21 protein-coding genes are annotated in these 24,060 nt (G+C 66.1%); 14 read left to right on the top strand and 7 right to left on the bottom strand.

Going from position 1 to position 24,060, the window contains the following annotated elements; genetic code table 11:
• Nucleotides 1–61: 61 nt before the first annotated feature.
• Genes pxpB through KHC28_RS10840 form a run of 3 tightly spaced genes read left to right on the top strand, consistent with a single transcriptional unit; the run spans nt 62 to nt 2,633 of the window.
• The gene (pxpB, locus tag KHC28_RS10850) at nt 62–814 is read left to right on the top strand and encodes a 5-oxoprolinase subunit PxpB (RefSeq protein ID WP_214008379.1); all 753 of its coding nucleotides are present in this window, start codon (nt 62–64) and stop codon (nt 812–814) included.
• Nucleotides 811–1,863, top strand: a complete 1,053-nt coding sequence (locus tag KHC28_RS10845; protein WP_214008378.1) for a 5-oxoprolinase subunit C family protein — start codon at nt 811–813, stop codon at nt 1,861–1,863. The genes pxpB and KHC28_RS10845 overlap by 4 nt, the downstream gene beginning before the upstream one ends.
• Nucleotides 1,860–2,633, top strand: a complete 774-nt coding sequence (locus KHC28_RS10840; protein WP_214008377.1) for a LamB/YcsF family protein — start codon at nt 1,860–1,862, stop codon at nt 2,631–2,633. The genes KHC28_RS10845 and KHC28_RS10840 overlap by 4 nt, the downstream gene beginning before the upstream one ends.
• A 6-nt stretch (nt 2,634–2,639) precedes the next feature.
• Here the strand turns inward: KHC28_RS10840 and KHC28_RS10835 are convergent, their stop codons facing one another.
• The 3 genes from KHC28_RS10835 to KHC28_RS10825 all read right to left on the bottom strand — a co-directional run bounded on the left by KHC28_RS10835 (nt 2,640) and on the right by KHC28_RS10825 (nt 6,193).
• Nucleotides 2,640–3,908, bottom strand: coding sequence for a Zn-dependent hydrolase (locus tag KHC28_RS10835; protein ID WP_214008376.1), 1,269 nt, complete (start codon nt 3,906–3,908; stop codon nt 2,640–2,642).
• Nucleotides 3,905–4,894 carry an NAD(P)-dependent oxidoreductase gene (locus KHC28_RS10830; RefSeq protein ID WP_214008375.1) on the bottom strand — a complete coding sequence of 330 codons (990 nt, stop codon included), beginning with the start codon at nt 4,892–4,894 and terminating at the stop codon, nt 3,905–3,907. The genes KHC28_RS10835 and KHC28_RS10830 overlap by 4 nt, the downstream gene beginning before the upstream one ends.
• A gap of 87 nt (nt 4,895–4,981) precedes the next feature.
• Nucleotides 4,982–6,193 (bottom strand): glutamine amidotransferase-related protein, encoded by a 1,212-nt coding sequence (locus KHC28_RS10825; RefSeq protein WP_214008374.1) that lies wholly within the window; start codon nt 6,191–6,193, stop codon nt 4,982–4,984.
• A 328-nt stretch (nt 6,194–6,521) separates the two neighbouring features.
• Between KHC28_RS10825 and ehuB the strand changes: the two genes are divergently transcribed.
• The 9 genes from ehuB (at nt 6,522) to KHC28_RS10780 (ending at nt 15,488) form a co-directional block, all read left to right on the top strand.
• Nucleotides 6,522–7,391, top strand: a complete 870-nt coding sequence (gene ehuB, locus KHC28_RS10820) for an ectoine/hydroxyectoine ABC transporter substrate-binding protein EhuB (protein WP_214008373.1) — start codon at nt 6,522–6,524, stop codon at nt 7,389–7,391.
• 99 nt (nt 7,392–7,490) lie between these two features.
• Nucleotides 7,491–8,150: an ectoine/hydroxyectoine ABC transporter permease subunit EhuC gene (gene ehuC, locus KHC28_RS10815; protein WP_214008372.1), complete on the top strand. Its 660-nt coding sequence runs from the start codon at nt 7,491–7,493 to the stop codon at nt 8,148–8,150.
• A 4-nt stretch (nt 8,151–8,154) separates the two neighbouring features.
• Nucleotides 8,155–8,820, top strand: coding sequence for an ectoine/hydroxyectoine ABC transporter permease subunit EhuD (gene ehuD / locus KHC28_RS10810; RefSeq protein ID WP_214008371.1), 666 nt, complete (start codon nt 8,155–8,157; stop codon nt 8,818–8,820).
• Entirely contained in the window at nt 8,817–9,587 is a 771-nt protein-coding gene (gene ehuA, locus KHC28_RS10805) for an ectoine/hydroxyectoine ABC transporter ATP-binding protein EhuA (protein ID WP_281419097.1), read from the top strand. Before ehuD ends, ehuA begins: the two co-directional genes overlap by 4 nt.
• A gap of 74 nt (nt 9,588–9,661) precedes the next feature.
• Nucleotides 9,662–10,837: a M24 family metallopeptidase gene (locus KHC28_RS10800; RefSeq protein WP_214008370.1), complete on the top strand. Its 1,176-nt coding sequence runs from the start codon at nt 9,662–9,664 to the stop codon at nt 10,835–10,837.
• Between the two features lie 10 nt (nt 10,838–10,847).
• A complete protein-coding gene (locus tag KHC28_RS10795; RefSeq protein ID WP_214008369.1) occupies nt 10,848–12,005 on the top strand; it encodes a M24 family metallopeptidase in 1,158 nt (385 codons plus the stop codon).
• A gap of 39 nt (nt 12,006–12,044) precedes the next feature.
• On the top strand, nt 12,045–13,211 hold the full coding sequence (locus tag KHC28_RS10790; RefSeq protein WP_214008368.1) for a M20 family metallopeptidase: 1,167 nt from the start codon (nt 12,045–12,047) through the stop codon (nt 13,209–13,211).
• A 2-nt stretch (nt 13,212–13,213) separates the two neighbouring features.
• Entirely contained in the window at nt 13,214–14,311 is a 1,098-nt protein-coding gene (locus KHC28_RS10785; RefSeq protein ID WP_214008367.1) for a mandelate racemase/muconate lactonizing enzyme family protein, read from the top strand.
• A 1-nt stretch (nt 14,312) separates the two neighbouring features.
• Nucleotides 14,313–15,488: a M24 family metallopeptidase gene (locus tag KHC28_RS10780; RefSeq protein ID WP_214008366.1), complete on the top strand. Its 1,176-nt coding sequence runs from the start codon at nt 14,313–14,315 to the stop codon at nt 15,486–15,488.
• Between the two features lie 29 nt (nt 15,489–15,517).
• Here KHC28_RS10780 and KHC28_RS10775 read toward each other — a convergent pair whose 3' ends face one another.
• A complete protein-coding gene (locus tag KHC28_RS10775; RefSeq protein WP_214008365.1) occupies nt 15,518–16,489 on the bottom strand; it encodes an alpha/beta fold hydrolase in 972 nt (323 codons plus the stop codon).
• 84 nt (nt 16,490–16,573) lie between these two features.
• On the bottom strand, nt 16,574–17,260 hold the full coding sequence (locus KHC28_RS10770; protein WP_214008364.1) for a glutathione S-transferase family protein: 687 nt from the start codon (nt 17,258–17,260) through the stop codon (nt 16,574–16,576).
• Nucleotides 17,261–17,359: 99 nt separating this feature from the next.
• Between KHC28_RS10770 and KHC28_RS10765 the strand changes: the two genes are divergently transcribed.
• Nucleotides 17,360–17,935 (top strand): TetR/AcrR family transcriptional regulator, encoded by a 576-nt coding sequence (locus KHC28_RS10765; RefSeq protein WP_214008363.1) that lies wholly within the window; start codon nt 17,360–17,362, stop codon nt 17,933–17,935.
• Between the two features lie 906 nt (nt 17,936–18,841).
• Entirely contained in the window at nt 18,842–20,152 is a 1,311-nt protein-coding gene (locus tag KHC28_RS10760) for a tyrosine-type recombinase/integrase (protein ID WP_214008362.1), read from the top strand.
• 188 nt (nt 20,153–20,340) lie between these two features.
• Here KHC28_RS10760 and KHC28_RS10755 read toward each other — a convergent pair whose 3' ends face one another.
• Nucleotides 20,341–22,872 carry a S8 family peptidase gene (locus KHC28_RS10755; protein ID WP_214008361.1) on the bottom strand — a complete coding sequence of 844 codons (2,532 nt, stop codon included), beginning with the start codon at nt 22,870–22,872 and terminating at the stop codon, nt 20,341–20,343.
• Nucleotides 22,772–23,842, bottom strand: coding sequence for an AAA family ATPase (locus tag KHC28_RS10750; RefSeq protein WP_214008360.1), 1,071 nt, complete (start codon nt 23,840–23,842; stop codon nt 22,772–22,774). The genes KHC28_RS10755 and KHC28_RS10750 overlap by 101 nt, the downstream gene beginning before the upstream one ends.
• Between the last annotated feature and the right edge of the window lie 218 nt (nt 23,843–24,060).

The raw sequence follows: 24,060 nt of genomic DNA, 5'->3' as shown, positions 1-24,060 counted from the left end.
AAATATCTGATAATAAAAGATATTTCTGATATCCTCCGTCTACCCTGATCGGCCGCATGCCATGAATCAAACGTCCGCAATCCCCCCACGTGTGCTCGACGCCGGCGAAGGCGGCCTCGTCGTCGAATTCGGCAGCGACGTCGACGAGGCCGTGAATCGGCAGGTGATCGCCCTCGACCGCGCCCTCGGCGTGCACCCCATCGACGGCGTGCGCGAAACCGTCCCGACCTATCGCTCGCTGCTGGTGCTGTTCGATCCGTTGCGGATCGCGCGCGACGCCCTCGCCTCGCAGTTGCTGGCGCTCCAGACTCGTGGCGCGCCGGAAACGGAAGGCGGCACGCTGTGGCGCATCCCCGTGCTCTATGGCGGCGAACATGGCGTCGACCTCGACGCGGTGGCGAGGCTGCACGGGCTGGCGACCGAGGAACTGATCGCGCTGCACAGCGGCGCGCTGTACCGCGTCTACATGATCGGCTTCGCACCGGGCTTCGCCTATCTCGGGGGCCTTCCGGAGCGCATCCATACCAGCCGCCGCACCGATCCGCGCCCGAAGACGCCGCCGCGCAGCGTGTCCATCGGTGGTCGCCAGGCCGCGGTCTCGCCGCCGATCGAGGTGCCGAGCGGCTGGCATCTCCTGGGCCAGACACCGGTCCGCTCCTATGATCCCGGCCGCGAAAAGCCGTTCCTGTTCGCGCCGGGCGACACGTTGCGCTTCTATCCCGTCGCCGGGGACGACTATCGCGACATGCTGGCGGCAGCCGAGGCGGGCGCGCTGGTTGCCGAGGCCGTCGCCGCGCAGGGAGCATCGGCATGAGCGGCGATCATCTCGCCATCACAGAAGGCGGCCTGTTCTCCACGCTCCAGGATGCCGGCCGCTTCGGATATCAGCGGTTCGGCATCTCGAATTCCGGCGCGATGGACATTCCCGCCATGCGGCTTGCCAATGCGATTACCGGCAACCCTCCAGACATCGGGGTGATCGAGATGACCATGGCCGGCATCGGGTTCACCGTTGCCGCCGAGCACTGCCGTGTCGCCCTCGCCGGGGCGGAGATGGCGCTCACCATCAATGGCCGGCCGGCCGAGCCGTTTCAGGCCCATGATCTGACGCGGGGCGACAAGGTCGCGGTCGGGCGAGCGGCCAGGGGCATGCGCGGCTATCTTGCCGTGGCCGGCGGGTTCGACATCGCCCCGGTGCTCGGCAGCCTCTCGACCCATACCCGCTCGCGCATTGGAGGGCTGGACGGCGGCCCCTTGCCGGCCGGCGCCGTGCTGCCGTTGAAGGGCGCGGCCAAAGGCCCGCTGCTACGGCTCGACCGCCGCCGGCTCCCGGGCATCGAGCACCGGCTGCGCGTCGTGCTGGGGCCGCAGGACGACGCCTTCACGGCGGCCGGCATCGACACCTTCCTGTCGTCGACCTACCGGCTCTCCAGCCGCACCGACCGCATGGGCTGCCAGCTCGACGGCGCGGAGGTCGAGCACGCCGCCGGCTTCAACATCGTCTCGGATGGCATCGCGAATGGCAGCATCCAGGTCCCCGGCCATGGCCGGCCGATCATCCTACTCGCCGACCGGCAAACCACCGGCGGCTATCCCAAGATCGCGACCGTGATCGGCCCCGATCTCGCCCATCTGGCACAGCTCCGGCCCGGCGATCAGATCACCTTCGAACGGGTGAGCGCCGCCGAGGCCGCCGAGGCCGCCCGCGCCGCGGCGGCCAACCTCAAGGGGTTGATCGATGCACTGGAACCCGTCGTGTTCGGGGCGGCTGCGCTGTCCAGCGAGCGCCTGCTCGGCCTCAACCTCATCAGCGGCGTGGCCTGCGCCACGCAAGATCCCTTCAGCGAAACGGTGACGGCATGACCACCATCGACCTCAACAGCGACATGGGCGAGGGCTTCGGCGTCTATACGCTGGGCGACGACGACGCGATGCTGGAAATCGTCACCTCCGCCAACATCGCCTGCGGCTTCCATGCCGGCGACCCGCTGGTCATGGCGAAGACGCTAGAGGCGGCGAAAGCCAATGATGTCGGCGTCGGCGCGCATCCGAGCTTCCTCGACCTGTGGGGCTTCGGCCGCCGGCCGATCATGGGCGAGCGGCCGCAGGACATGGAGAAGCATCTCATCTACCAGATCGGTGCGTTGCAGGCGCTGGCGCACGCCGCCGGACAGAAGCTCCAGCACGTGAAGACCCACGGCTCGCTCGGCAATCTCGCCAATGAGGATGCCGCCCTCGCCGACGCTGTCGCGCGCGCCATTCGCGCGGTCGACCGCGACCTCATCTTCATCGTCATGCCGGGTCTGGAGACAGAGCGCGCGGGCGAGGCCGCCGGCCTGCGGATCGCCCGCGAGATCTATGCCGACCGCGCCTATGCCGACAATGGCAACCTCGTCTCGCGCAAGCTGCCCGGCGCGGTGATCCACGACGCCGACGAGGCCGCCGAGCGCGTGCTGCGCATGGTGGAGGATGGCGAGATCGTCACCGCCAGCGGCGGCCGGCTGAAGGTGCGCGCCGATACCGTGTGCGTGCATGGCGACACGCATGGCGCGGTGGAAATGGCGCGCCGGATCAGGGGCCGGCTGAGCGCAGCGGACATCGCCATCCGCCCGCTCGGCGAATGGCTCGGCTGACGCCACTCATTCGTTGTCGTCGCGCGCCAGCAGATGCGCGATGACGTCGGTGGCGGCGACGAAATCCTCCAGGCGCATCGCCTCATCTGGATTGTGGCTGCCGTTCTGGTTGCGCACGAACACCAGTGCCGAGCGCACGCCGGCATTGGCGAACACCGCCGTGTCGTGCCCCGCCCCGCTCGCCATCTCGACGAAACCGGCCTCCCGCGCCTTCGCCACGCCGGCGAGCTGCGCCCGCAACGCGGCGTCGAGCCGGGCCGGCGTCGAGCCGGTGCGCTCGCCCAGCGCGAAGCGCACGCCGGTCTCCGCCTCGATCCGCGCGACGAGGCGCATGAGTTCGTCATGGATGCGCGCGAGGCAGGCGGGCGAGAGGCTGCGCACATCGAGGCAGAACGCCACTTCGCCGGGCACCTTGCTGAAGCCGTGCAGGGCGGGATCGGTGCCGATCTCGCCGACGGTGATCGTCGCGGTCTCGCCCTCCGCCAGCAGCGCCGCCCAGCAGGCATCGAGCGCGGTGATCAGCCGGGCGAGCGCGAAGACCGCGTCGCGCCGGTGCGCGCGCGGCACCGCGCCGGAATGGCCCCATTCCCCAAGAACCCTGGCCTTGCGGTAGCGGAAGCTGCCGGAAATGCCGGTGACGAGGCCAATCGGCACCTGCTCGGCCTCCAGCACGGGTCCCTGTTCGATATGCAGTTCGATGAAGCCGTGGAGGCCAGCCGGATCGAGATGCACCTGGCCCGAGCCGACGCGCGTGGGATCGAGACCCAGCCGGGCCATGTGTTCGCGCAGCGACAGGCCGGTATCGGAGCGCGGCGTCGCAAGGCTTTCCTGCGGTAGCAACCCGAGCGCGGCGCGGCTGCCGAGATAGGACAGCGGGAACCAGTTGCTCTCCTCGGCTCGGATCGCCATCACCGTGATCGAGCGGCGCGGATGGATGCCGGCCTCGCTCAGCGCACGCACCGCCGCCAGGCCGGCGATCACGCCGGCCGCGCCGTCGAAGTTCCCGCCATGAGGTACGGAATCGAGATGCGAGCCGACGACCCAGCCGGGCAGTGCGGGATCGCGCCCCTCATAGGTGAGGTAGAGATTGCCGGCCGGGTCGACGCGCTGGGCAAGGCCCAGCATGGCCGCCTCGCGCTTCATCACCTCGTGGGCGAACTGCTCGCCCTCGCCGAAAGCGGCGCGGGTGACACCCGGCGCATCGGTGGTGTGGACGGCAAGCTCGTCGAACAGCCGCTCGGCGAAGGCGCGGTCGATGGCGATGCCGTCCGTCATAGCCGCACCTCCCCGGCCTGGGTGGGGCTGGGCCAGCTTTGCGGATTGACGAGATGTGGTGGCCGGCGGCCGGCCAGCACGTCGATCACCTGCTGAGTCACGAGCCGGGCGGTGCGCTCCAGCGCTTCCACCGCCGAGCCGGCGATGTGCGGGCTGAGCACGACATTGTCGAGCCCCGCCAGCGGCGAGCCCGTTGGCAGCGGCTCGCGGACGAACACGTCAAGGCCCGCTCCGCCGATACGCCGCTCGGCGAGCGCCGCGGCCAGCGCGTCCTCGTCGATCAGCGCGCCGCGCGAGGTATTGATGAGCAAGGCACCGGGCTTCATCCGGCCCAGTTCGCGCGCACCGATGACGCCGCGCGTCGCCGGCGAGCTCGGCAGGTGCAGCGAGACCACGTCGCTGACGGCGAGCAACTCATCGAGCGAGGCGAGACGGGTCACGCCGGCGGTGACGAACACGTCGTCCGGCTGGCTGCGGGAGACGCCGACCACCCGCATGCCGAAAGCCCCCGCCAGTTCGGCGGTGGCGCGACCGATATTGCCGAAGCCCACCACGCCGAAGGTGGCGCCGGCGAGCTCGCGCAACGGCGCACGGTATTTGAAGCCGAAATCGCCACGCCGCGCCGCCGCGTCGGCGGCCGGCACCGATTTGGCCAGCGCGAGCGTGAGCGCCAGCGCCTGCTCCGCCACCGCGCGGACATTGGTGCCCGGCGTATTGACCACGCAGACGCCGCGCCGCGTCGCCTCCTCGATGTCCACCGGGTCGGTGCCGATGCCGTGCACGCCGATCACCCGCAGGTGGGGCGCTGCCGACATCGCCGGCGCGGCAAGGCCGGCATCGCGGGTTATCACCGCATCCATGCCCTGCATGGCCGCAAAGATGGAGGCCGCGTCATAGGCGGGCGCGTGCACCGGCTCGATGCCGGCACCCGCCAGCAGGTCGACGCCGGCGGGATGAATGGGCTGCACGATCAGGCAACGAAACATGGCAGGAAACTTTCAACGCACAGCCAGCTGTCAACGCGAGGCCAGCTTTCAACGCAAGGCTTGGTCAGGATCGGGGGAAGCGCCGCGTCACGCGCCGGCGGCCGACAGGAAGCCGGCGAACAGTGGATGAGGCCGGCCGCGCCGGCTGGACAGCTCGGGATGTCCCTGCATGCCGATGAAGAAGCGCAGCGTCGGCACCTCGATCGCGTCGGCGAGATCCCGCCCGTCCTGCCAACCGGAAACGGTAAGCCCGGATTCGGAAAGCCGCTTCTGCAATTCGCTCTCCAGCACGAAACGGTGATTGTAGTGCACCTCCATGGTGGCGGCGCCGCCGGCGAGGCCGGCGAGCTGGCTGCCGGGCACAAGGCGGCACGGCAGCAGGCCCAGCCGGTGCTGCGGACGGCCGTGCTCGTCATGCAGGCGCACAAAGGTCTTGGTCTGCGCCGATGGGTCGGCCTCGGCGAGATTGGCATCGTTGAAGCCGCAGATTTCCTGCGCCACCGCGGTCGCCATGGTCTGCATGCCCAGGCACAGGCCGAGCGTCGGCAGGTTCCGGCGGATCGCCACCCGCGCCGCCTCGGTCTGGCCGCGCACCTGCTCCATGTCGGAACCGCCCGGCAGCACGAGGCCGTCGGCCTGCGCCAGTTCCCGCTCCCACGCCGGCTCGGGGAACTGGCGGGGGTCGACGAAGCGCACCGCGAGGCGCAGGCCGAGCGCCTCGGCGGCATCGCCCAGTGCCGCGAGATTGGCCGGGTAGACCTCGCGCATGCAGGCCTCGTCGGCGACGAACACGATGTCGAGCGGCTTGCCGGCGGCCTCGGCGGGCTCCGTCCCGACAAGGAAGGGGCGGCCATAGCCATCGCGCCGCCAGAGCGAGAGCACGACGTCGCTGCCCTCTTCCCGCACTTCCAGAATCCCGTCGGCCTCGGTGACGCGATAGGTCTCAACCGGGCGTCCGGCCTGCGCGGCGGTGGCGAGAAGACGCGTCCGTGCCTCCGCCTGCACCGGAAGGTGGGGGTTGATCGGCACGACGACGCAGTCGTCCGTCAGTCGCGCCACCGCCCCGCGATCCACCGGCGCGGCGACGGTGCGGCCGCTGGCGCGCTCGGCCCACAGGGCACCGTTGGGGGCCATTTCGCCATGGACCAGGACGTGGATATGGCAGTCGAAACGGGCATGGCCCGCGCCCCCCGTGACCAGCGTGGTGAAGCGCGCGCCGCGTTCCGCGGCGATCTCGCCGGCGATCATACCGTCGAGCGCGGGCAGCGGCGTGTCATGAACCACGAGGACGACCGTCATTCTGTTCTCCATGCGCAGATGCGCTGCGCAGTTGTTCATCATCATGCCCGCAACGGCGGCAACCCGTGCGGACGACCCTGGTGACAACGCGGCCGACAAGGCCGGCGCGTGGGCGCGGGGAGCGCTGGCTTTCCGGCATGCATTTCGCGTGCCGTTGGCTTTCCATCGGTATACCAATTGTATTGGCCTGGCATTTGCACTGTCCACGGGGTGCCCGGCCCTCGCGCAACGTCATCCCCTACGACGTGCGCAGGCGGCGAGGCGCGAACGAAATCGCATCAGAACAAACGCACCTCATCGGGGCGACCAGAGTGGAACCGGAGACGAAATGACGACGTTCAAGAGCTTCCTCGGCAAGGCGGCGATCGCCGGCCTCGCACTCAGCCTGATGTCCGGCGTTGCCGCGGCACAGTCCCTCATGGACAAGATCAAGTCCGGCGACATCATCCGCGTCGGCTTCGCCAACGAGGCCCCCTTCAGCTCCGCCAATGCCAATGGCGAGCTGGTCGGGTCGGATATCGTGCTGCTGCGCGCCACGCTGGAAAAGATGGGCGTGAAGGAGTTCGACGGCGTGCTGACCCCGTTCGGCTCGCTGATCCCCGGCCTGAAGGCCAAGCGCTTCGACATCATCGCGGCCGGCCTCTACATCCGCCCGGATCGCTGCAAGCAAGTCGCCTTCGCCGAGCCGATCTTCGCCGTGGGCGATGCCATCGCCGTGCCCGCAGGCAACCCGAAGAAGCTGTCCTCGCTGGCCGATTTCGCCAAGAACCCGGCGCTGAAGCTCGGCTACACCACCGGCGCCGGCGCGCTCATCGAGCATGCCTATGCCTCCGGCATGCCGAAGGAGCAGGCGGTGGCGCTTCCCGATGGCCCCGCCCTGATTGCCGCGGTGAAGGCCGGGCGCATCGACGCCTTCCTCTATCCCTCGCTCTCGCTGCAGGAACTGCTCAAGGCCGCCAACGACCCGGCGATCGAGCGCGCCGATCCCTTCACCCAGCCGGTCGTCAATGGCAAGCCGGCGCTGGGCGTGGGCAGCTATGCGGTGCGCACCGACGACGCCGAGTTCCTGAAGGCGTTCAACGAGACGATGCTCGCGATCCTCAACTCGCCGGAATATCTCAAGATGATCGAGCCCTTCGGCTTCTCGAAGGCGGATATCCCGGTCGGCCTCACCACTGCCGAGCTGTGCAAGGGCTGATGCTTCGAGCCTGCCGGCGGGCCTCGCCCCGCCGGGAGACCCCATGGTCGCGGATGCAGGGGCCGCCTGCATCCGCTCCGTCTCCGATCTGGAGAAGGCATGCAAATCGTTTGGGAATACCGCCAGCTGCTGCTCGGAGGCGTACGCATCACGCTGATCGTCACCGTCCTCGCGGCGGTGGTCGCGGTGCTGATGTCGTTCGCGTCGGGCCTGGCGCGTGAATCGCGCCACAGGATCCTGCGCGTGCCGGCGATCATCTATGTCGAGCTGTTCCGCGGCACCTCGCTGCTGGCGCAGCTGTTCTGGCTGTTCTTCGTGCTGCCCTCCTTCGGCATCGAGCTTCCCGCCCTCGCCTGCGGCGTGCTCGCCATCGGCCTGTGCAACGGCGCCTATGGCTCGGAAATCGTGCGCGGCGCGCTACGCTCGGTGCCGCGCGGCCAGCGCGAGGCCGCCATCGCGCTCAACTACTCGCCCGCGCAGAGCTTCCGCCTCATCGTGCTGCCGCAGGCGGCGCGCGTCATGGCGCCGCTTTTCGGCAGCCTGTTCATCGAGATCCTGAAGGCCTCCTCGCTGGTGTCGCTCATCACCCTGCCGGACCTCACCTTCCAGGCCAAGAACATCATCCTGGTGCACCTCAACACCACGGCGGTGCTGAGCACGGTGCTCGTCGTCTATTTCGTCATCGCCCTGTTCATCAGCGGCGGCGCGCAGCGCATCGAGCGCGCGCTGTCGCGCGGCGTCGACCACACGGCGGGGTGAACCGATGGAGTTCTCCTTCGACCTGCTGTGGGAAATCCTGCCCCAGCTGCTGCGGGCGACCGTGGTCACCATTGAGGCGACGCTCGCCGGCTTCGCCATCTCGCTGATCGTCGGGCTGGTGATGGTGTCGGGGATGCGGGCCCGCCAGCGCTGGCTGCGGTTCCTCTCGCGCTTCGCCATGGAGTTCCTGCGCGCCACCCCGCTGCTGGTGCAGGTCTATTTCCTGTTCTTCGTGCTTCCCGGCTTCGGCATCACGCTGTCGCCCTTCCTGACCGGCGTCACCGCGCTCGGCCTGCACTACGGCGCCTATGCCGCCGAGGCCTACCGGGCGGGGCTGGAATCGGTGCCGCGCGGCCAGTGGGAGGCCGCGGTGAGCCTGAACTATTCGCGGCTCGCCGCCTATCGCCACATCGTGCTGCCGCAGGCGCTGCCGCCGATCGTGCCCTCGCTCGGCAACATCGCGATCTCGATGCTGAAGGACACCCCGATCCTCGCGGCAGTGACGGTGACCGAGCTGATGTTCGTCGCCAACGAGATCGGCTCCGAGCGCTTCCAGTACACCGAGCCGGTGACGGCGGCGGCGCTGATCTATCTCGTCCTGAGCCTGGCCGCCGCGCCGCTCATCAATTTCATCGACCGGCGGCTGCGGCCGGAGGAGACGCGCGCATGATGCCCATGGTCCGATTCGAGAACGTCACCAAGCGCTTCGGCGCCACGGTGGTGCTCGACGCGTTCGACTTCGAGGCGGCGCGCGGCGAGAAGGTGGTGCTGATCGGCCCGTCGGGTTCGGGCAAGTCCACGCTGCTGCGCATGCTGATGACGCTGGAGCGCATCGATGCCGGCATGGTGATGATCGACGGCGAGGCGCTCTGGTATGTGCGCGACGGCGCCGATGTCGAGCCGGTCACACAGGCGCATCTGCACCATATGCGGGCCAAGGTCGGCATGGTGTTCCAGCACTTCAACCTGTTCCCGCACATGACGGCGTTGCAGAACGTCGCGAACGCTCCCCGCCATGTGCTCGGCAAGCCGAAGGCCGAGGCCGAGGCGCTGGCCGAGATGCTGCTGCGCAAGGTCGGGCTCGGCGACAAGCTGTCGAGCTATCCCGCGCGGCTTTCCGGCGGCCAGCAGCAGCGCGTCGCCATCGCCCGCGCCATGGCGATGGAGCCCAAGGTAATGCTGTTCGACGAAGTGACGTCGGCCCTCGATCCCGAGCTCGTCGGCGAAGTGCTGGACGTGATGCGCGCTTTGTCGGTGGAGCGCGACCTCACCATGCTGATCGTCACCCATCAGATGGGGGTGGCCCGCGCGCTCGCGGATCGCGTCTGCTTCTTCGAGAAGGGCGCCATCGTCGAGCAGGGACCTCCCGAGCAGGTGATCGACGACCCCGTCCACGCCCGCACGCAGTCCTTCCTGCGCGCGGTCCGGCTGACCTGACGCCCGCCGTTGCCGAGACCTCCCGCCAAGACTCTCCCCGACACTTCCCCTCACGACGTTCACGGTGCCTTGCCATGTCCACTGCCGTTGCCCCGCCGCTCGCCACCTTTCCGCTGGCGGAATATGAGGCCCGCCTTGAGCGCACCCGCGCTCGGATGCGCGAGCGCGGGCTGGACGGCCTGCTGCTGTTCGCGCAGGAAAGCCTGTTCTACCTCACCGGCTACGACACCTCGGGCTATGTGTTCTTCCAGTGCGCGGTGCTGCCGGTCGACGGGCCGATCACGCTGCTGACCCGCCGGCCCGACCTCGCCCAGGCGCGCGACACCTCGACCATCGAGGACGTGCGGATTTGGTACAATGCCGAGGACGCCAATCCCGCCGCCGAACTGCGCGCCATCGCCGCCGAGAAGGGCCTGGCGGGCGCGCGTCTCGGCGTCGAATTCGCCACCTATGGGCTCACCGCCGCCAATTGGCGGTCCGTGGAGACCGAGTTCACTGGCTTTGCCACGCTTGTCGACGCCTCCGACCTGGTGCGCGACCAGCGCCTGGTGAAGTCGCCCGCCGAGCTCGTGCATGTCCGCGAGGCCGGCCGCCTCGCCGATCTCGCCATGGAGGCCGCGCGGGCGGCCGCCCGTCCCGGCAAGCTCTCCGGCGACATGGCCGGCGCCATCCTGGCCACCACGCTCGCCCATGGCGGCGACCTGCCGAGCGAACAGCCCATCGTCAATAGCGGCCCGCGCGCGGTCTATGGGCGCGGCGTGCTCGGCGCCCATCCACTGGAAGAGAACGACCAAGTATTGGTCGAATTCGGCGCCAGCCATCGCCGCTACATGGCCTGCATCGAGCGCACCGTCATCCTCGGCCACCTCTCCGAGGAGCACGCCACCATGTTCAAGGTGGTGCGCGCCACCATGGAGGCGATGATCGGCGCGATCCGCGCCGGTGCGCCCTTGAGCGACATCGATGCCGAGCACCGCCGCGTGCTCGACGCCTCCGGCTTCGGCGCCGACCGCTATGGCGCCTGCGGCTACTCGCTGGGCGCCACCTTCGCCCCGACCTGGATGGACGTGCCGCCGATGATCTATTCCGGCAATCCCCTGGTGATGCAGCCCGGCATGGTGCTGTTCCCGCACGCCATGCTCGGCGCGGTCGACTCGCGCCGCGCCGTCGGCATGGGGCACACCGTCATCGTCACCGAGACAGGCTGCGAGCAGCTCAGTCGCCTGCCGTTCGAACCGCTGTTCGCCTGAGGAGAGCGCCATGCCACTGCATTTTTCGCCCGAGGAACTCGCCGAGCGCCGCGCCATCACCTGCCGGGGCCTGAAGGAACGCGGCCTCGCCGGGCTGCTGATGTTCCGGCAGGAAAGCATGTACTACCTCACCGGCTACGACACGTTCGGCTACGTGTTCTTCCAGTGCCTCTATCTCGGCGCGGACGGCACACTCACTTTGCTCACCCGCGCGCCCGATGTGCGGGCCGCCGCCTACACCTCGATGCTTCAGGACGTGCGCATGTGGGTCGACGGCCCCCATGCCCGCCCGGCGGAGGAGCTGCGCGACATCCTCGCCGGGCACGGCCTGCGCGGCGAGAAGTTCGGCGTCGAATGGGACGCCTATGGCCTCACCGCCGCCAATGGCCATCGGCTGTCCGCCGCCATGGACGGCTTCTGCGAGCTGGTCGACGCCTCCGATCTGGTGACGCGCCAGCGCGCCGCGAAACGTCCGGCCGAGATCGCCTATGTGCGCAAGGCGGCAGAGCTCGCCGATACCGCGCTCGCCGCCGCCGTGCCGCTGATCCGGCCACATGCCTGGGAGGGCGACATTCTCGCCGCACTCCAGGGCACGATCCTCGCCGCCGACGGCGACTATTCCGGCAACGAGTTCATCATCGGCTCCGGGCCCGGACAGGGTCTCGGGCGCTATGTGTCGGGACGCCGCCGGCTGGAGGCGGACGACACCATCGCCATCGAGTTCGCCGGCGTGTTCCGGCACTATCATTCGGCGCTGATGCGCACCTATCGCGTAGGCGCGCCCGACGCCGGCCTCGCGCAGTTGCACGACATCGGCCTCGCCGCGCTTCAGGCGTGCCAGGAGACGATCCGGCCCGGCGCAACCTTCGGGGACATCTTCGCCGCCTATACCGGCGCGCTGCGATCGGCGGGCTTCGACGGCATGGCCAACCGGCTGAATGCCTGCGGCTACGGCCTCGGCACCACCTTCTCGCCGAACTGGATGGACTGGCCGATGGTCTATCGCGACAACCCGGCGGTGATCGAGGAGGGCATGGTGATCTTCCTGCACATGGTCGTTACCGAGGGCGAGCGCAACGTCGCGCCCGGCGAGACCTTCCTCGTCACCGCCGATGGCTGCGAGCGGCTCGGCCGCATGCCGATCTCGCTCGACCCCACCGCCACCTGAGCCCTCCCTTCAGTCCATGCCACTCCCATGAGCCACGCCATGCCCCTTTCTGCCGCCGCGCCGGATATCGCCCGCATGAAGAGCGAGCTCGCCGAACTGGTCGCGCTGCGCACGGAGAATCCGCCCGGCCGCGAGATCGATGCCGCCTGGTACATTCGTGATCGGCTCGCCCCGTTCAGCTTCGAGATCGCGCTCGACGAGTACAAGCCCGGCCGCGTCAATGTCGAAGCCAAGCTGGTCAACGGTCCCGGCCCGGTCTTCGCCTTCAACACCCATATGGACGTGGTGCCGGCCGGCGACGGCTGGAGTTCCGATCCGTTCATGCTGCGCGAGGCCGATGGTCGACTCTATGGACGCGGCGCCTGCGACTGCAAGGGGCCGCTCGCCGCCATGCTGGAGGCGGTCCGCATGCTCGCCGCCGATCGGAGCTCATGGTCCGGCACGCTGCTGGCGGTGTTCGTCGCCGATGAGGAGATCGCCAGCGAGGGGGCGAAGCTCTATGCCTCGCGCAGGCCGAAGATCGATGTCGCCGTCGTCGGCGAGCCGACCTCCAACACGGTCTATTCCGCCCATAAGGGCAGCTTGCGCCCGCTGGTGCGGGTGCTCGGCGTGCCCGCCCATTCCGGCTCGCCGCATCTGGGCGAGAACGCGATCTATCGCGCCGGCGAGTTGCTGGCGCTGATCGCCGAGACCCACGAGACCGATGTTCGCCACCGCATGCATGCGCTCGTCGGCGGCGCCAGCCTTACCGTCACCCGCATTCAGGGCGGCCACGCCGACAATGTGCTGCCCGGCGCCTGCGAGCTGCTGCTGGACCGGCGGCTGGTGCCGGGCGAGGACGAGGAGGCGGTGAAGGCCGACATCGCCGCGCTGCTCGCGCGTGCCCATGAACGCTTCGGCCTGCGCGCCGAGATCGTCGAATGGAAGCCGACCACCGGCGGCGCCACCGAGACGGCGCCTGACCAGCCCATCGTCCAGGCGAGCCTCGCCGCCTGTCGCACGCATGGCATCGGCAAACCCGGCCCGTTCGGCTTCCAAGGCGCCTGTGATCTCGTGCATTTCCGCTCCACCGGAGCGCAGGGCGTGGTGGTTGGGCCTGGCTCGCTGTCGATGGCGCACAAGCCGGACGAGTTCGTGCCGGTGGACGAGTTCGTGACCGCGAGCCTGATCTATCGCGACATCGCCAGATCCATGCTGACGGCCTGACCATGCGCGTCTCGCTTCATCGCGCCACGCTCACCTATGGCGGCGGCCTTGTGCTGCACACGGCGGCGTCCGGCCGGGTCGCCGGGCTCGACGCACTCTATCTGCGACTGGAGCGGGACGGATTGGTCGCGGTCGGCGAGGTGCGGCTCAACATCGCCTATCTCAATGGCCTGCCGGCCGAGACCGTGCTGGCGGAGGCCGTCGAGGTGGTCGGTCGCCTCGACTTCCGCGCCGGCGCGGCGGCCCTGCTCGCGGCGACGCCCGCACCCGTCGCGCAGGCCAGCGCGCCGGTGCGCACGCTGATCGACAGCGCGCTGCACGATCTCGCGGCGAAACAGGTCGACCTGCCACTCGCCGTCTTCCTCGGCGCACCGGCGGAGGCGCAGATTGCGCACGCCACCAACCAGACGCTGTTCGTCTCCGCCGACGACACCTTCGTCGAACAGGCGGAGGCCTATGTCGCGCGCGGGTTCCGCGACCTCAAGGTCCGCATCGGCGCTGGCGACTTCGCCGACGATCTGCGCCGCATCGGCCGGCTGCGCGCGCGTTTCGGCGATACGGTCAAGCTCGCAGCCGATGCCAATGGTGCCTGGGGCGAGGCGGCCGCCCTCGCCAATCTGGAGGCACTCGCACGCCACGGCCTCGCCTATGTCGAGCAGCCGATGGCGCCAGGCGACTGGCAGGCGCTCGACCGCCTCGCCCGCGCGACGCCGGTGCCGATCATGCTCGACGAGAGCGTGAAGGGGCTCGACGACGTCGAGCGCATCGTCCAGGCCAACAACGGCCTCATGGCGCATCTCAAGCTGGTCAAGCTCGGCGGCATCGCGCCGACGCTGGCGGCCGCCCGCCGGCTCCACACGGCCAAGGTGCCGTTCATGATCGGCCAGATGAACGAGGGCGGCCTCGCCACCGCCGCCGCGCTGCACGCCACCGTCGCGGCGCGCCCACGCTTTGCCGAGCTCTATGGCGCCGATGGGCTGGTCGACGATCCGGCCGCCGGGCTCGCCTATGCCGAGGGCCGCGTCGCCGCTCCGTCCGCGCCGGGTCTCGGCCTTCGTTTCGATGCGTCACGCGCGCATCTCATCAGGGAGTTTTCGTGACATGACCGTTCCGATGAACGTGGTGCAGGGACAGGAATCCGCCTTCCCCAAGGCCGAATATGACGCGCGCGTCGCCCGTGCCCGCGCCGGGTTGGCGTCGGCCGGCATCGATGTGATGATCGTCACTGGGCCGGAGAACATCTTCTACCTCACCGGCCAGCAGACGCCGGGCTACTACACCTTCCAGGCGCTGGTGCTGCCGGTCGAGGGCGACCCGGTCTTCGTGGTGCGCCAGCTCGAATATTTCAACTTCGTCGCCAACACCTTCATCACCGACGCCGCCATCTACCAGGACACCGACGATCCGGTTGCTTTCCTGGTCCGGCTCATCGAGACGAAGGGCCTGAAGGGCAAGCGCGTCGCCATCGATAAGCGCGGCTGGTTTCTGCCGATCGCCACCTACGAGGCGCTGCTCACCGCACTCGGCACCGTCCATGACGCCGCGGGCGTGGTGGAGAGGCTGCGCATGGTGAAGTCGTCGCTGGAGGTCGAGAAGCTGGTGCGCTCGGCGGCCTATGTCGATGCGGGGATCAAGGCCGGCCTCGCCGCCGTGAGGCCCGGCAATACCGAGAACGACCTCGTCGCCGCCATGATGGGCGCGGCGATCGCCGCCGGCTCGGAATATATGGGCATGGAGCCGCTGGTCTCCTCCGGCCCGCGCAGCGGTGTGCCGCACGGCACGTGGCGGCGGCGGCGGTTGCAGGACGGCGACGCCGCCTTCCTCGAAATGGCCGCCTGCCATGACCGCTACCACGCGGCGCTGATGCGCACGGCGTGGATCGGCACGCCGCCGGCCGAGGCGCTGGAGATGGCGAAGGTCTGCCAGGAGGCGCTCGCCGTCTCCCTCGAGGCCATCCGGCCGGGCGTGCCGTGCGAGGTGCCGCACATCGCCTGCCAGAAGGTGATCGACGCGGCCGGCTACACCGACAATTTCCGCAAGCGGCTCGGCTACAGCGTCGGCATTTCCTTCGCGCCGGATTGGGGCGAAGGCGGCATCCTCAGCCTCAATGCCGGCGTGAAGACGCTGCTGGAGCCCGGCATGGCGTTCCATCTGCCGCCGGCCTTGCGCGTCTATGGCCGGTTCACAGTGGGCGTGAGCGAGACCATCGTCGTCACCGAAACCGGCTGCAAGGTGCTCGGCACGCTCGACCGCGAGATGATACGCATCGCCGCGTGATTGGCGATACGGCGCCGGCCAGGCAAACGTCAGTCGCGAAGGAAAGCCAGCAGGTCGGCATTCAAACGGTCTTTGTCGACGTGCAGCAATCCATGGGAGCCGCCATCGTAGACGATGAGCTTGGCATGCGGAACCAGGCCGGCGGTCAATCGCGCGGAGATCTCGAGCGGAACGATCTGATCGTCGCTGCCGTGGACCACCAGCGCGGGCACGGTGATCTTCTTCAGGTCATCGCGGAAATCGGTTTCCGAAAAGGCGCCGAGTGCATGATAGGCGGCAAGAAGACCGGTTGCCTGCCCCTGCCGCCAGTAGCTCTCCCGCAGACCTTCCGAGACCTGCGCCCCCGGGCGGTTAAAGCTGTAATAAGGCATGGTGACGTCGAGATTCCACTGCGACCGGTTGGCTTGCACGGCGGCGCGGAAGGTATCGAACAGCTCCTTCGGCGCGCCGGTCGGGTTGGTCGCGGTCTTGAGCAGGAAGGGTGTCACGGAGGAGACGAAGGCGACCTTGGAGACGCGGCCCTGGCCGTAGCGCGCGATGTAGCGGGCGACCTCGCCACCGCCCATCGAATGGCCCACGAAGGCTGCCTCACGCAGATCCAGCGCCTCGACCAATTGCGCCAGGTCGTCGGCGAAGGTGTCATAGTCGTAGCCGCCGGACGGCTGGCTCGACCGCCCAAAACCCCGACGGTCATGGGCGATGACGCGATAGCCGTTTCGCAGCAGGAAGAACATCTGGTCCTCCCAGGCGTCGGACGAGAGCGGATAGCCATGGCTGAACACCACGGCTGGCCCGGTGCCCCAGTCCTTGAAGTAGAGGCTGGTGCCATCTTTGGTGACGAGGCGATCGCCGGTCATCTTGCCGGCATGGGCCGACACGCCTGACTTTGCATCGACCGAGCCCGCGCCGGCCGCCGCAGCCGCCAGCCCGACGCCGGCGATGGCAGCCCCTTTCAGCAGGTTGCGCCGGGAAGCGCTGTCGGATGTTGAGATCGTAGACATGAGGGAACTCCGCGAGAAATGAGCCGCGTGGGCTGCATGTGAATGGAGTGAGAGCGGCTGCGTTCGAACCGCTGTCGCGGCGGATCAGAAGCCGAGGCGATGCAGATCCTCGGCGACGAACATCTGGCCGCTGCGGTTCTTGACGCTCGGTAGCTCGGAGACCTTTGCTCGCCACGCCTTCAGCGCCGAATAGTCTTCAGGAATGGCAATGCCGGCAGCATCGGCAAACATCAGTCCGGCAAATACGGTGATGTCGGCCATGGAGAACGCGTCGCCGGCGACAAACGGACAGTCCCGCAATACCGTGTCGAAGTATTTCACGCCTGCTAACGCCTTGTCGCGCTGACGGTTGCCCCAGTCCTGACGACCAGCCCACTCCGGGCTCTTGAACACCTGCAACTCAGCACCGAGGCCAGGTGTCGCATAATGGAAGTAGTTGCCGACCGCATCGAGCAGCTCGGATTCGGCCCGCTTCTGCATCATGTGGATGACGGCTTTTTCCTTCGGCGTCTTACCGGTGAGACGCGGATCACCGTCGAGATTGTCCAGATATTCGGTGATGGCCGTGGCCTCGCTGATGTAGGTGCCGTCCTCGAGCTGAAGAACCGGCAGCACGCCCGAGGGGTTCTTCTGAAGAAAGTCGGGTTGCTTGTGCTCGGCCGCGATGAGGTCGACGGAGACGAATTCGACCTGCTTTTCGAGTTCCTTCTCGGCAAGCACGATGCGGATGCGGGCGGGATTGGGAAAGCCGGGACGATCGAAGATCTTCATGAGAGTCCTCATCTGCCTATCGATAGATAGACTGCGGGTGCTGTCTATCCCTTCCCTTTGTTGGCGTCAACGGCTATCTATCGAGTGATAGGCAGGTCGATGATGGCAAAAACCAAGACGGATATGCGCGAGGCAGTTATGACCGCCGCAAAAGCGACGGTGCAGGCGCATGGCTATAATGCGCTCAGCTTTCGTGAGCTCGCGAAGGAGGTCGGGATCAAGAGTGCCAGCGTGCACTATCATTTCCCGACCAAAGGCGACCTTTGCGCAGCTTTAGCGCGCCGATACACAGACGAAGGATCAGCCACTCTTACCGAGTTGCTGGCTACATCCCCCGACGCGACCTGGTGCCTGGACAGATACGCGGAGATCTTCCGCTCGGCCTTGGCCAACGACAATCGTATGTGCCTGTGCGGGATCATGAGCGCGGAACTCGATGACCTGCCCAATGAGGTCAGGACCGAGGTCGAGAAATTCGCCGAGATGAACGTCGGATGGCTCACGAAAGTGTTGTCGCGGGCAACGCCCGCCGCGGACGGGCAGGACCTAAAAGACCAGGCTATGGCGATCTTTGCTGCCATAGAGGGAGCTCAGCTGGTCGCGCGCGGATGCCAGGACATCTCCATCTATGATCGAACAATCCGGGCTTATCGTAAAACGGGCCTCATTCCGTAGGACCGACCGTTGGCGCCGGGCAGCACCGCGCCCGCAAGCCGTTTGCGCAGCCGTCGCGGCGATTGCAGCAATCGCTTGGAGGCGGGTCACGACCGCTCTGCTGTGCCCGCTCTCTGCCTGAACATCCTGCAGCGGGGCAAGCCGAGCATGGTGACTGAATCCCCGGCCATCGGCGGCAGGGGAGGCTTCTGTGATTGTCAGATACGCGACTGCCGGTTGGTCGAGGCTTCTGTCGAACTCAGAACCTGGGATCCCAACGATCGCGGCATCAATCGCTTAGAATGCGTGCGTTGATGTCGTCGAGATTGACGCCATGCCGGATTGGATGTCCGATCAAACCGCCCGCTGGCGCCGGTTCTACGCGTGCTCGTGCCTTTACTGGGCAGGTTCGTGAGCGTTGATGATCGAACTCAAACCCGCACTTCGAACCTTAACAGCCAATGCTCTGCGGATTTCGCTGTGCAGACGGCTTTATCGAAGCGTGGCGAAGGCCGGGGCAGAGACAATAGGAAAATAATACCTCTCCGTCGCTCCGAGAACCCAGCAGTCGGTTCCTCTAGCTTGCAGACTGGAGATATTGCTAAAATCAGACGTGAATGTATCCACGTCAAACTAGGCATTCACAGCCATCAGGCCTTGCCTAATAAAGGATAAATTGGAGCGGGCGATGGGATTCGAACCCACGACCCCAACCTTGGCAAGGTGCCCGAGAGCCGTTCGCTGCAATATCCCCTAGTTTGCTAAAGTGCGATAATCTTCTATAAATAAATGATTATTTTTTGAGTGGTGCGCGCTAAAGGCCACGCTTCATACGCTATTTTGCGCTTCTGAGAGCTTGGAATTTGATTAGAATCCGGCTAGCCTCGCAAAATCTAAGCAGATTTTCGATAGGGCTTTGAACTCACTATGGAAAAGCTGACGAAGCGTTTTATCGACGCGCTGGAAGTTCCGAAACCTTCGAAGGTTGGGGTCAAGGTTCGGGAGAGTTTTGCCTGGGATCGGGAGCTTCGAGGCTTCGGCGTTCAGGTCATGCCCTCGGGGCTGAAGAGCTTTGTGATCCAGTATCGCTCGCCCGAAGGACGGCCTCGTCGCGCCGTGATTGGACGGTACGGGCTGATGACGGTCGAGGAGGCGCGCCGGATCGCCCATGAAAAGCTGGTGGCCGTCTCCAAGGGTCTCGATCCGCTGGATAGCCCGGACAGCAAGCTGAAGGGCATCACGGTTGCCGAGGTATGCGACTGGTATCTGGCCGAGGCCGAGGCCGGCCGCATACTCGGCCGCAGCCGTCGCCCCATCAAGGCATCGACCCTGGCCATGGATAAGAGCCGGATCGAGGTTCACATCAAGCCATTGCTCGGCCGACGACTGATTGCCACGCTGAAGCTCGGGGATATCGAAGGGGCGCAGGCAGATATTGCCGTCGGCAGAACATCCAAACCTCGCGCGGGCAGTCGAGGCGGAGCGACCACCGGCGGGGAAGGGGTGGCCGCGCGCACCATGTCGACGCTGCATGCCATCTTTGAACACGCCGTCCGCCTTGGAAAGATCGACGCCAATCCCGCGCGTGGCGTTCGTAGGCTTGCCGGAAAGGCGCGGGAACGCCGCCTCAGCCGCAGCGAAATCGCTCGTCTTGGGAGGGCCATACGTTTCGCTGCAGAGGCTGGAGAGCATCCGACGGGGCTGGCTGCCATCCGCTTCCTGCTCCTCACGGGTTTTCGGCGAATGGAGGGCCTTGGGGTGAAGCGGCTTTGGCTCAACACGGATGAAGGCTCGGTCCGTTTTCCAGATACCAAAAGCGGAGCCCAGACACGGGTCATAGGCCGCGCAGCTATGGACCTTTTATTGGGGCAGCCCAACACAGCATCACCGTACTTCTTCCCGGCGGATTGGGGCGAGGGCCACTTTATCGGCGTCGTTCGGGTGCTCGATCGGCTGTGTGCCAGCGCGAAGCTGGACGACGTAACCCCGCATACATTGAGGCACACATTTGCCAGCGTCGCGGCCGACCTGGGCTTTTCCGAACTGACCATTGCCGCGCTACTGGGCCATGCAGCTCGGGGCGTGACGCAGCGCTATATCCATATAGACGAAGCGCTCAGGCTCGCAGCCGACAGGGTTGCCGACGAGATTGACGCGATCTTGGATGATCCCGACCGGGCTGTCCGAGAAGCCCGGTCGGGGCATCGGCCGGCGGCGATATCTCCGCCATCGGAATGAGGCATGCCCAAGTGTGGCGTTCCACGACGGTAACGATGTGTAGCCGTAGGGCTGCAGGTGATCTGCTCCGATACGAAGGCAAGCGACCAGCGTTCATACGGCCCCAGGGGGATCTTCATGGGTCCCCGCGTCCAGATTGCAGTGATCGTCTGCAGCCGTATTATGGAAGGCAATGCAAATATGAGGACTCAGCCCTGCACCCGCACGAAAGTGCGCGGCTGGACTTGAATGTTCGCACGAACCTGCTCGTAGATCTGCGCCGCTCCGGGCATTTCGATCGTGACCGCAAGACCGAACGGAATCGCCTCGTCGATTGGAGTTCCTTGATCTTTTTCTCGCTGAACCTGAAGCGGGATCGAAGTGCCATTGGCGATCACGCCGATGCGTGCATCACGCCATCTACGATGGACTATCGTTCCGCTCTCAGATTGGCTGTTGGACGGTTGGCTCGTGGAGGTCCCAACGCCTGCGATCTCCAGACTGTCGGGCTGAAGCGAGTCGATCTTCAGTTTGACGGCACGGTAGGCAAGGTGCCCAGGCCGGATTGGGGTGAACCATGCTAGCGTTGCCCGCACCTCCCGAATGCTTGCGCTGGCGCCGAGGGCTGGGGGGATCGGAATATCGAAAGCCAGCGATCCTTCTATCGGCAGCGTGCCGGTCGCCCACATGGTGGCTCGATCCGCAGCACAAGCAATCGCATCTTCCGGATCGACAAAGCCGTATCCCAGATGACGGCAAACCTCTCGTCGCCAATGCTCATGGTGCAACGTAGCTGCTGGATCGATGGTGGGTCGGATGAACGCTTCGGCATCCCGCCAGGAGGCACAATGGACGAGGAGTGCCTTGAGCAGTGCCGCTCGCTGAGCCAGCGACATCGGCCCAATCAACTGAGGATAAGCATTCTCAAGCGCGTCAAAGATGCGATGGGCAGTATGTGTTGCAAGTGCGGTCGCTGCGCTGGTCCCGATGGTGAAGTGCAATCCCATCGCGCCGTTCTCGGGAGGCGCGGCAACCTTCAGTCCCCAATATCTGCTGGGGTTTGGATGCGAGAGCAGCACGGGCGGTGCGGCCACGGGATCGAGGCGCGCAGGTTGGCGGCCGCCGGCGAACAGCGCTTCCGGTTTTGTACTCCGCCGCAATCCGAGGCCCAATCGGGACGAAAGATTCGGCATCTCTCGGTCGGCATAGGGCGGAAACGGCGAGGCACCTCGAAACGCCTCTTGCGCGGCATCGCGATGCCAGGCACCGATCGTCAATGCGTTGACGCTGTCGGCAGGAGCAAGGAGGCGACGATCGGCCTTCAGAGCACCCAGGCCCCGAAGAACCGCACTGGCTTTATCTGCAGGGTTCGCCGCTTGGAATGCCGCAGAATCTGCGTAATCCGCGAGCGTCACGCCGTCTCCAGTATTTCCTGCACTGACCAGAAAAAGAATGCCATAGGCGAACGCCAAATAATCCAGCGCGCGGCCCCAGGTCGATATCTTTCCTGCAAAGGGTTTGGTTCTGTCGCCCAGCGAGATGTTGACGACAATCACTTGGCTGCCACCCTCGGCACGCATGCGCATCACCGCTTCGACGATAACGTCGATCACCAGCTTGTCGCTGTCGAAGAGCTCATCTCCAAATGCCGGCGCATACATGACAGGTCGGAAGTAGACGCGTCGGCTTACGGGTGATGGTTGTTCGTTCAGATCACCGTGCAGCACAAGCGAGGCCATTGCCGTGCCGTGAACGCGAGCTCCCACCGCTCGAGTCTCGAGATCGTCGGGATCGTCTATCGTAAGCCGATCACGGAGCAATGGGTGAGCCTGCACCGGCACAGCATCGAAGACGGCAGCGATCGGCTCGGGATTTGTCGGCAAGGGACGAGCCGCGTCCAAGCCGAGTCGATCAGCCGCCTCGATCGGCGTTCCTACGCTCTGGGGGACGATCGACGCGATTGGATCGGCACCGGCCAATGAATGCAGGTCGAGTTCGGCGATTCGGCGGATCTCGGCCGCGGACACTTCAGCCAGGATCGCATGGTAAGCGAACTCCGCTCGGCGAGAGCGGTGAATGATCTGCCCGCCGGTCACCGCGATCCTGGCAGCGATCTCCTCCTCCGCCGATCGCGATGCCGCCTCGCTGCCCCGAAATACCAGCTCGATTTCAATCCTGAATAGCTCGTTGTCGGGGGCGCCATCAACAATGGCTCGAAAATAGTCGCGATTGCGGGGCGAAACGCGGTCAGCAGGTCCCCAGGGACGGACCGCCCGCAGTTGCTGAAACAGATCGCGCCAAGGCGTATAGTTGCGGGGTACGGTCCCGTTCCGTCCCCAGCCTTCCCAAAGCGACACGATTTCGCGCAGGGCGCCAAGCTGCGGCACAAGCAGATAGAATTCCGGATTCTTGTCCAGCTCGTCCGCTTCCAATGCTTCTTCGCCTGCGAACTCCAGGCCTGCGATCCGCGCCACGGCATTGGCGAAATTCTGGATCGAGCCGGTGACCTCGAAGACCAGAAGGCGTTCGGGAGCAAGGGAATTGGCATCCGCACGCAATTGCAGCGCGGCGTCCTGCCGATTCAATACATTGCTGAGCTGGCGAAAAACCGGGCCATGCGCCTGGACCTGGGCATTGCGGTCAATCCGTCTTGCTTGTTCCCCGCCGCGGCCCGGCGCTCGTCGAGCCACGTCCCTTGGATCGTTCAGCCGAAGAAGAGGTTTTTCCGGGTCGTGTGGCATCTGTACTTTCTGGCGCGACTCTCGTTGCCCAAAGCTCAACTTGCTCGCGCAAGATATCTTTCAGTGCCCTATTGGCCAGAGAGAGAATATGCTGGCGCCGCACGGTCTGGCAGAATTCGAGTGCTTCAGCAAAGCTAATGCTGCCGAGCTTCCCTGCTAAGGTTTTCGGCTCGATGCCGGCCGGCTCCGGCCACGTGTCGAACTGACGATCCAGGAAGGCTGCAAGCGCTTCCCGCGTCGGATGCGGCAGTCCAAGACGTAGCTGAAACCGCCGCCACACGGCGCGATCGAGCAACTCGGCATGGTTCGTCGCAGCGACGGTCACGACGTAGCTCGGCAGTTTATCGATCTGCATCAGGAGGAACGAGACGACGCGCTTGATCTCGCCGGTCTCATGGCTGTCGCCACGCTCTTTTCCGATTGAATCGAATTCATCGAAGAACAGCACGCATGGCACGGTTCGGGCATAGTCGAAGAGACGCGCCAATCGCGTGTTGGTCTCGCCGAGGAAGGAGCCAACCAAGGCATCATAGCGGACGGTGAAGAACTGGACTGCGAGCGCCTCGGCTATTCCCTCGGCAACCGACGTTTTGCCGTTGCCAGGCGGACCGGACAGCAGGATCCGATGACGGGGTTGCATCCCATGGGCTCTGAGCAGGTCCGCTCTATGCTGCTCTTCAATCAGTTGTCTGGTCTGCTGGGTTACCGGCAGAGGAAGAATCAGGTCTTCCAGCCGTTGCCGCGGCTCCGTTTCGAGGATCGTATCCTTGCCCGCTTGAGCGATTGGAGCCGAAGCGGCCGGCGGCGTGACGGCAACGGCATTCAATGCACGCTGAAGGCGATCTGCAAGCGTGTGGTGATTCTTGCTTCGTTCTTCCGCAACGGCAGCCTCTACGGAAGAACGCAAAGCGGCTCGATCGCCGGTCGCGCCGGCGCGGACAATCGACAGAAGGAGATCGCTTCGAGCCATAGGCGTCACGTCCGAACAGAAAATCACTAGGCCTCAAAAGTTAACATCTTGGGGAAGCCCTTGACAGAGGGCTTGAGCGAATGGAGCTGTGCCAAGGTGAGCTATCCACGAACGAGCCGGGTCAACTGGAGCCCGGAGTCATCTCCCGTTACCTCGATCTATCAGCCTATACCACGTGAGAGACGCTGGTTTTTCTCGGCCCGGCAAGCCCACCGAAA

Origin of the sequence: Ancylobacter sonchi (assembly GCF_018390695.1) — a bacterium.
Classification (GTDB): domain Bacteria; phylum Pseudomonadota; class Alphaproteobacteria; order Rhizobiales; family Xanthobacteraceae; genus Ancylobacter; species Ancylobacter sonchi.
Note: the sequence above shows the minus strand (reverse complement) of the source record. Positions and strands in the feature narration are given on the sequence as shown.

Coding starts and splice junctions, on each gene's coding strand:
- pxpB (WP_214008379.1), top strand. CDS start 62: ATGAATCAAACGTCCGCAATCCCCCCACGTGTGCTCGACGCCGGCGAA.
- KHC28_RS10845 (WP_214008378.1), top strand. CDS start 811: ATGAGCGGCGATCATCTCGCCATCACAGAAGGCGGCCTGTTCTCCACG.
- KHC28_RS10840 (WP_214008377.1), top strand. CDS start 1,860: ATGACCACCATCGACCTCAACAGCGACATGGGCGAGGGCTTCGGCGTC.
- KHC28_RS10835 (WP_214008376.1), bottom strand. CDS start 3,908: ATGACGGACGGCATCGCCATCGACCGCGCCTTCGCCGAGCGGCTGTTC.
- KHC28_RS10830 (WP_214008375.1), bottom strand. CDS start 4,894: ATGTTTCGTTGCCTGATCGTGCAGCCCATTCATCCCGCCGGCGTCGAC.
- KHC28_RS10825 (WP_214008374.1), bottom strand. CDS start 6,193: ATGACGGTCGTCCTCGTGGTTCATGACACGCCGCTGCCCGCGCTCGAC.
- ehuB (WP_214008373.1), top strand. CDS start 6,522: ATGACGACGTTCAAGAGCTTCCTCGGCAAGGCGGCGATCGCCGGCCTC.
- ehuC (WP_214008372.1), top strand. CDS start 7,491: ATGCAAATCGTTTGGGAATACCGCCAGCTGCTGCTCGGAGGCGTACGC.
- ehuD (WP_214008371.1), top strand. CDS start 8,155: ATGGAGTTCTCCTTCGACCTGCTGTGGGAAATCCTGCCCCAGCTGCTG.
- ehuA (WP_281419097.1), top strand. CDS start 8,817: ATGATGCCCATGGTCCGATTCGAGAACGTCACCAAGCGCTTCGGCGCC.
- KHC28_RS10800 (WP_214008370.1), top strand. CDS start 9,662: ATGTCCACTGCCGTTGCCCCGCCGCTCGCCACCTTTCCGCTGGCGGAA.
- KHC28_RS10795 (WP_214008369.1), top strand. CDS start 10,848: ATGCCACTGCATTTTTCGCCCGAGGAACTCGCCGAGCGCCGCGCCATC.
- KHC28_RS10790 (WP_214008368.1), top strand. CDS start 12,045: ATGCCCCTTTCTGCCGCCGCGCCGGATATCGCCCGCATGAAGAGCGAG.
- KHC28_RS10785 (WP_214008367.1), top strand. CDS start 13,214: ATGCGCGTCTCGCTTCATCGCGCCACGCTCACCTATGGCGGCGGCCTT.
- KHC28_RS10780 (WP_214008366.1), top strand. CDS start 14,313: ATGACCGTTCCGATGAACGTGGTGCAGGGACAGGAATCCGCCTTCCCC.
- KHC28_RS10775 (WP_214008365.1), bottom strand. CDS start 16,489: ATGTCTACGATCTCAACATCCGACAGCGCTTCCCGGCGCAACCTGCTG.
- KHC28_RS10770 (WP_214008364.1), bottom strand. CDS start 17,260: ATGAAGATCTTCGATCGTCCCGGCTTTCCCAATCCCGCCCGCATCCGC.
- KHC28_RS10765 (WP_214008363.1), top strand. CDS start 17,360: ATGATGGCAAAAACCAAGACGGATATGCGCGAGGCAGTTATGACCGCC.
- KHC28_RS10760 (WP_214008362.1), top strand. CDS start 18,842: ATGGAAAAGCTGACGAAGCGTTTTATCGACGCGCTGGAAGTTCCGAAA.
- KHC28_RS10755 (WP_214008361.1), bottom strand. CDS start 22,872: ATGCCACACGACCCGGAAAAACCTCTTCTTCGGCTGAACGATCCAAGG.
- KHC28_RS10750 (WP_214008360.1), bottom strand. CDS start 23,842: ATGGCTCGAAGCGATCTCCTTCTGTCGATTGTCCGCGCCGGCGCGACC.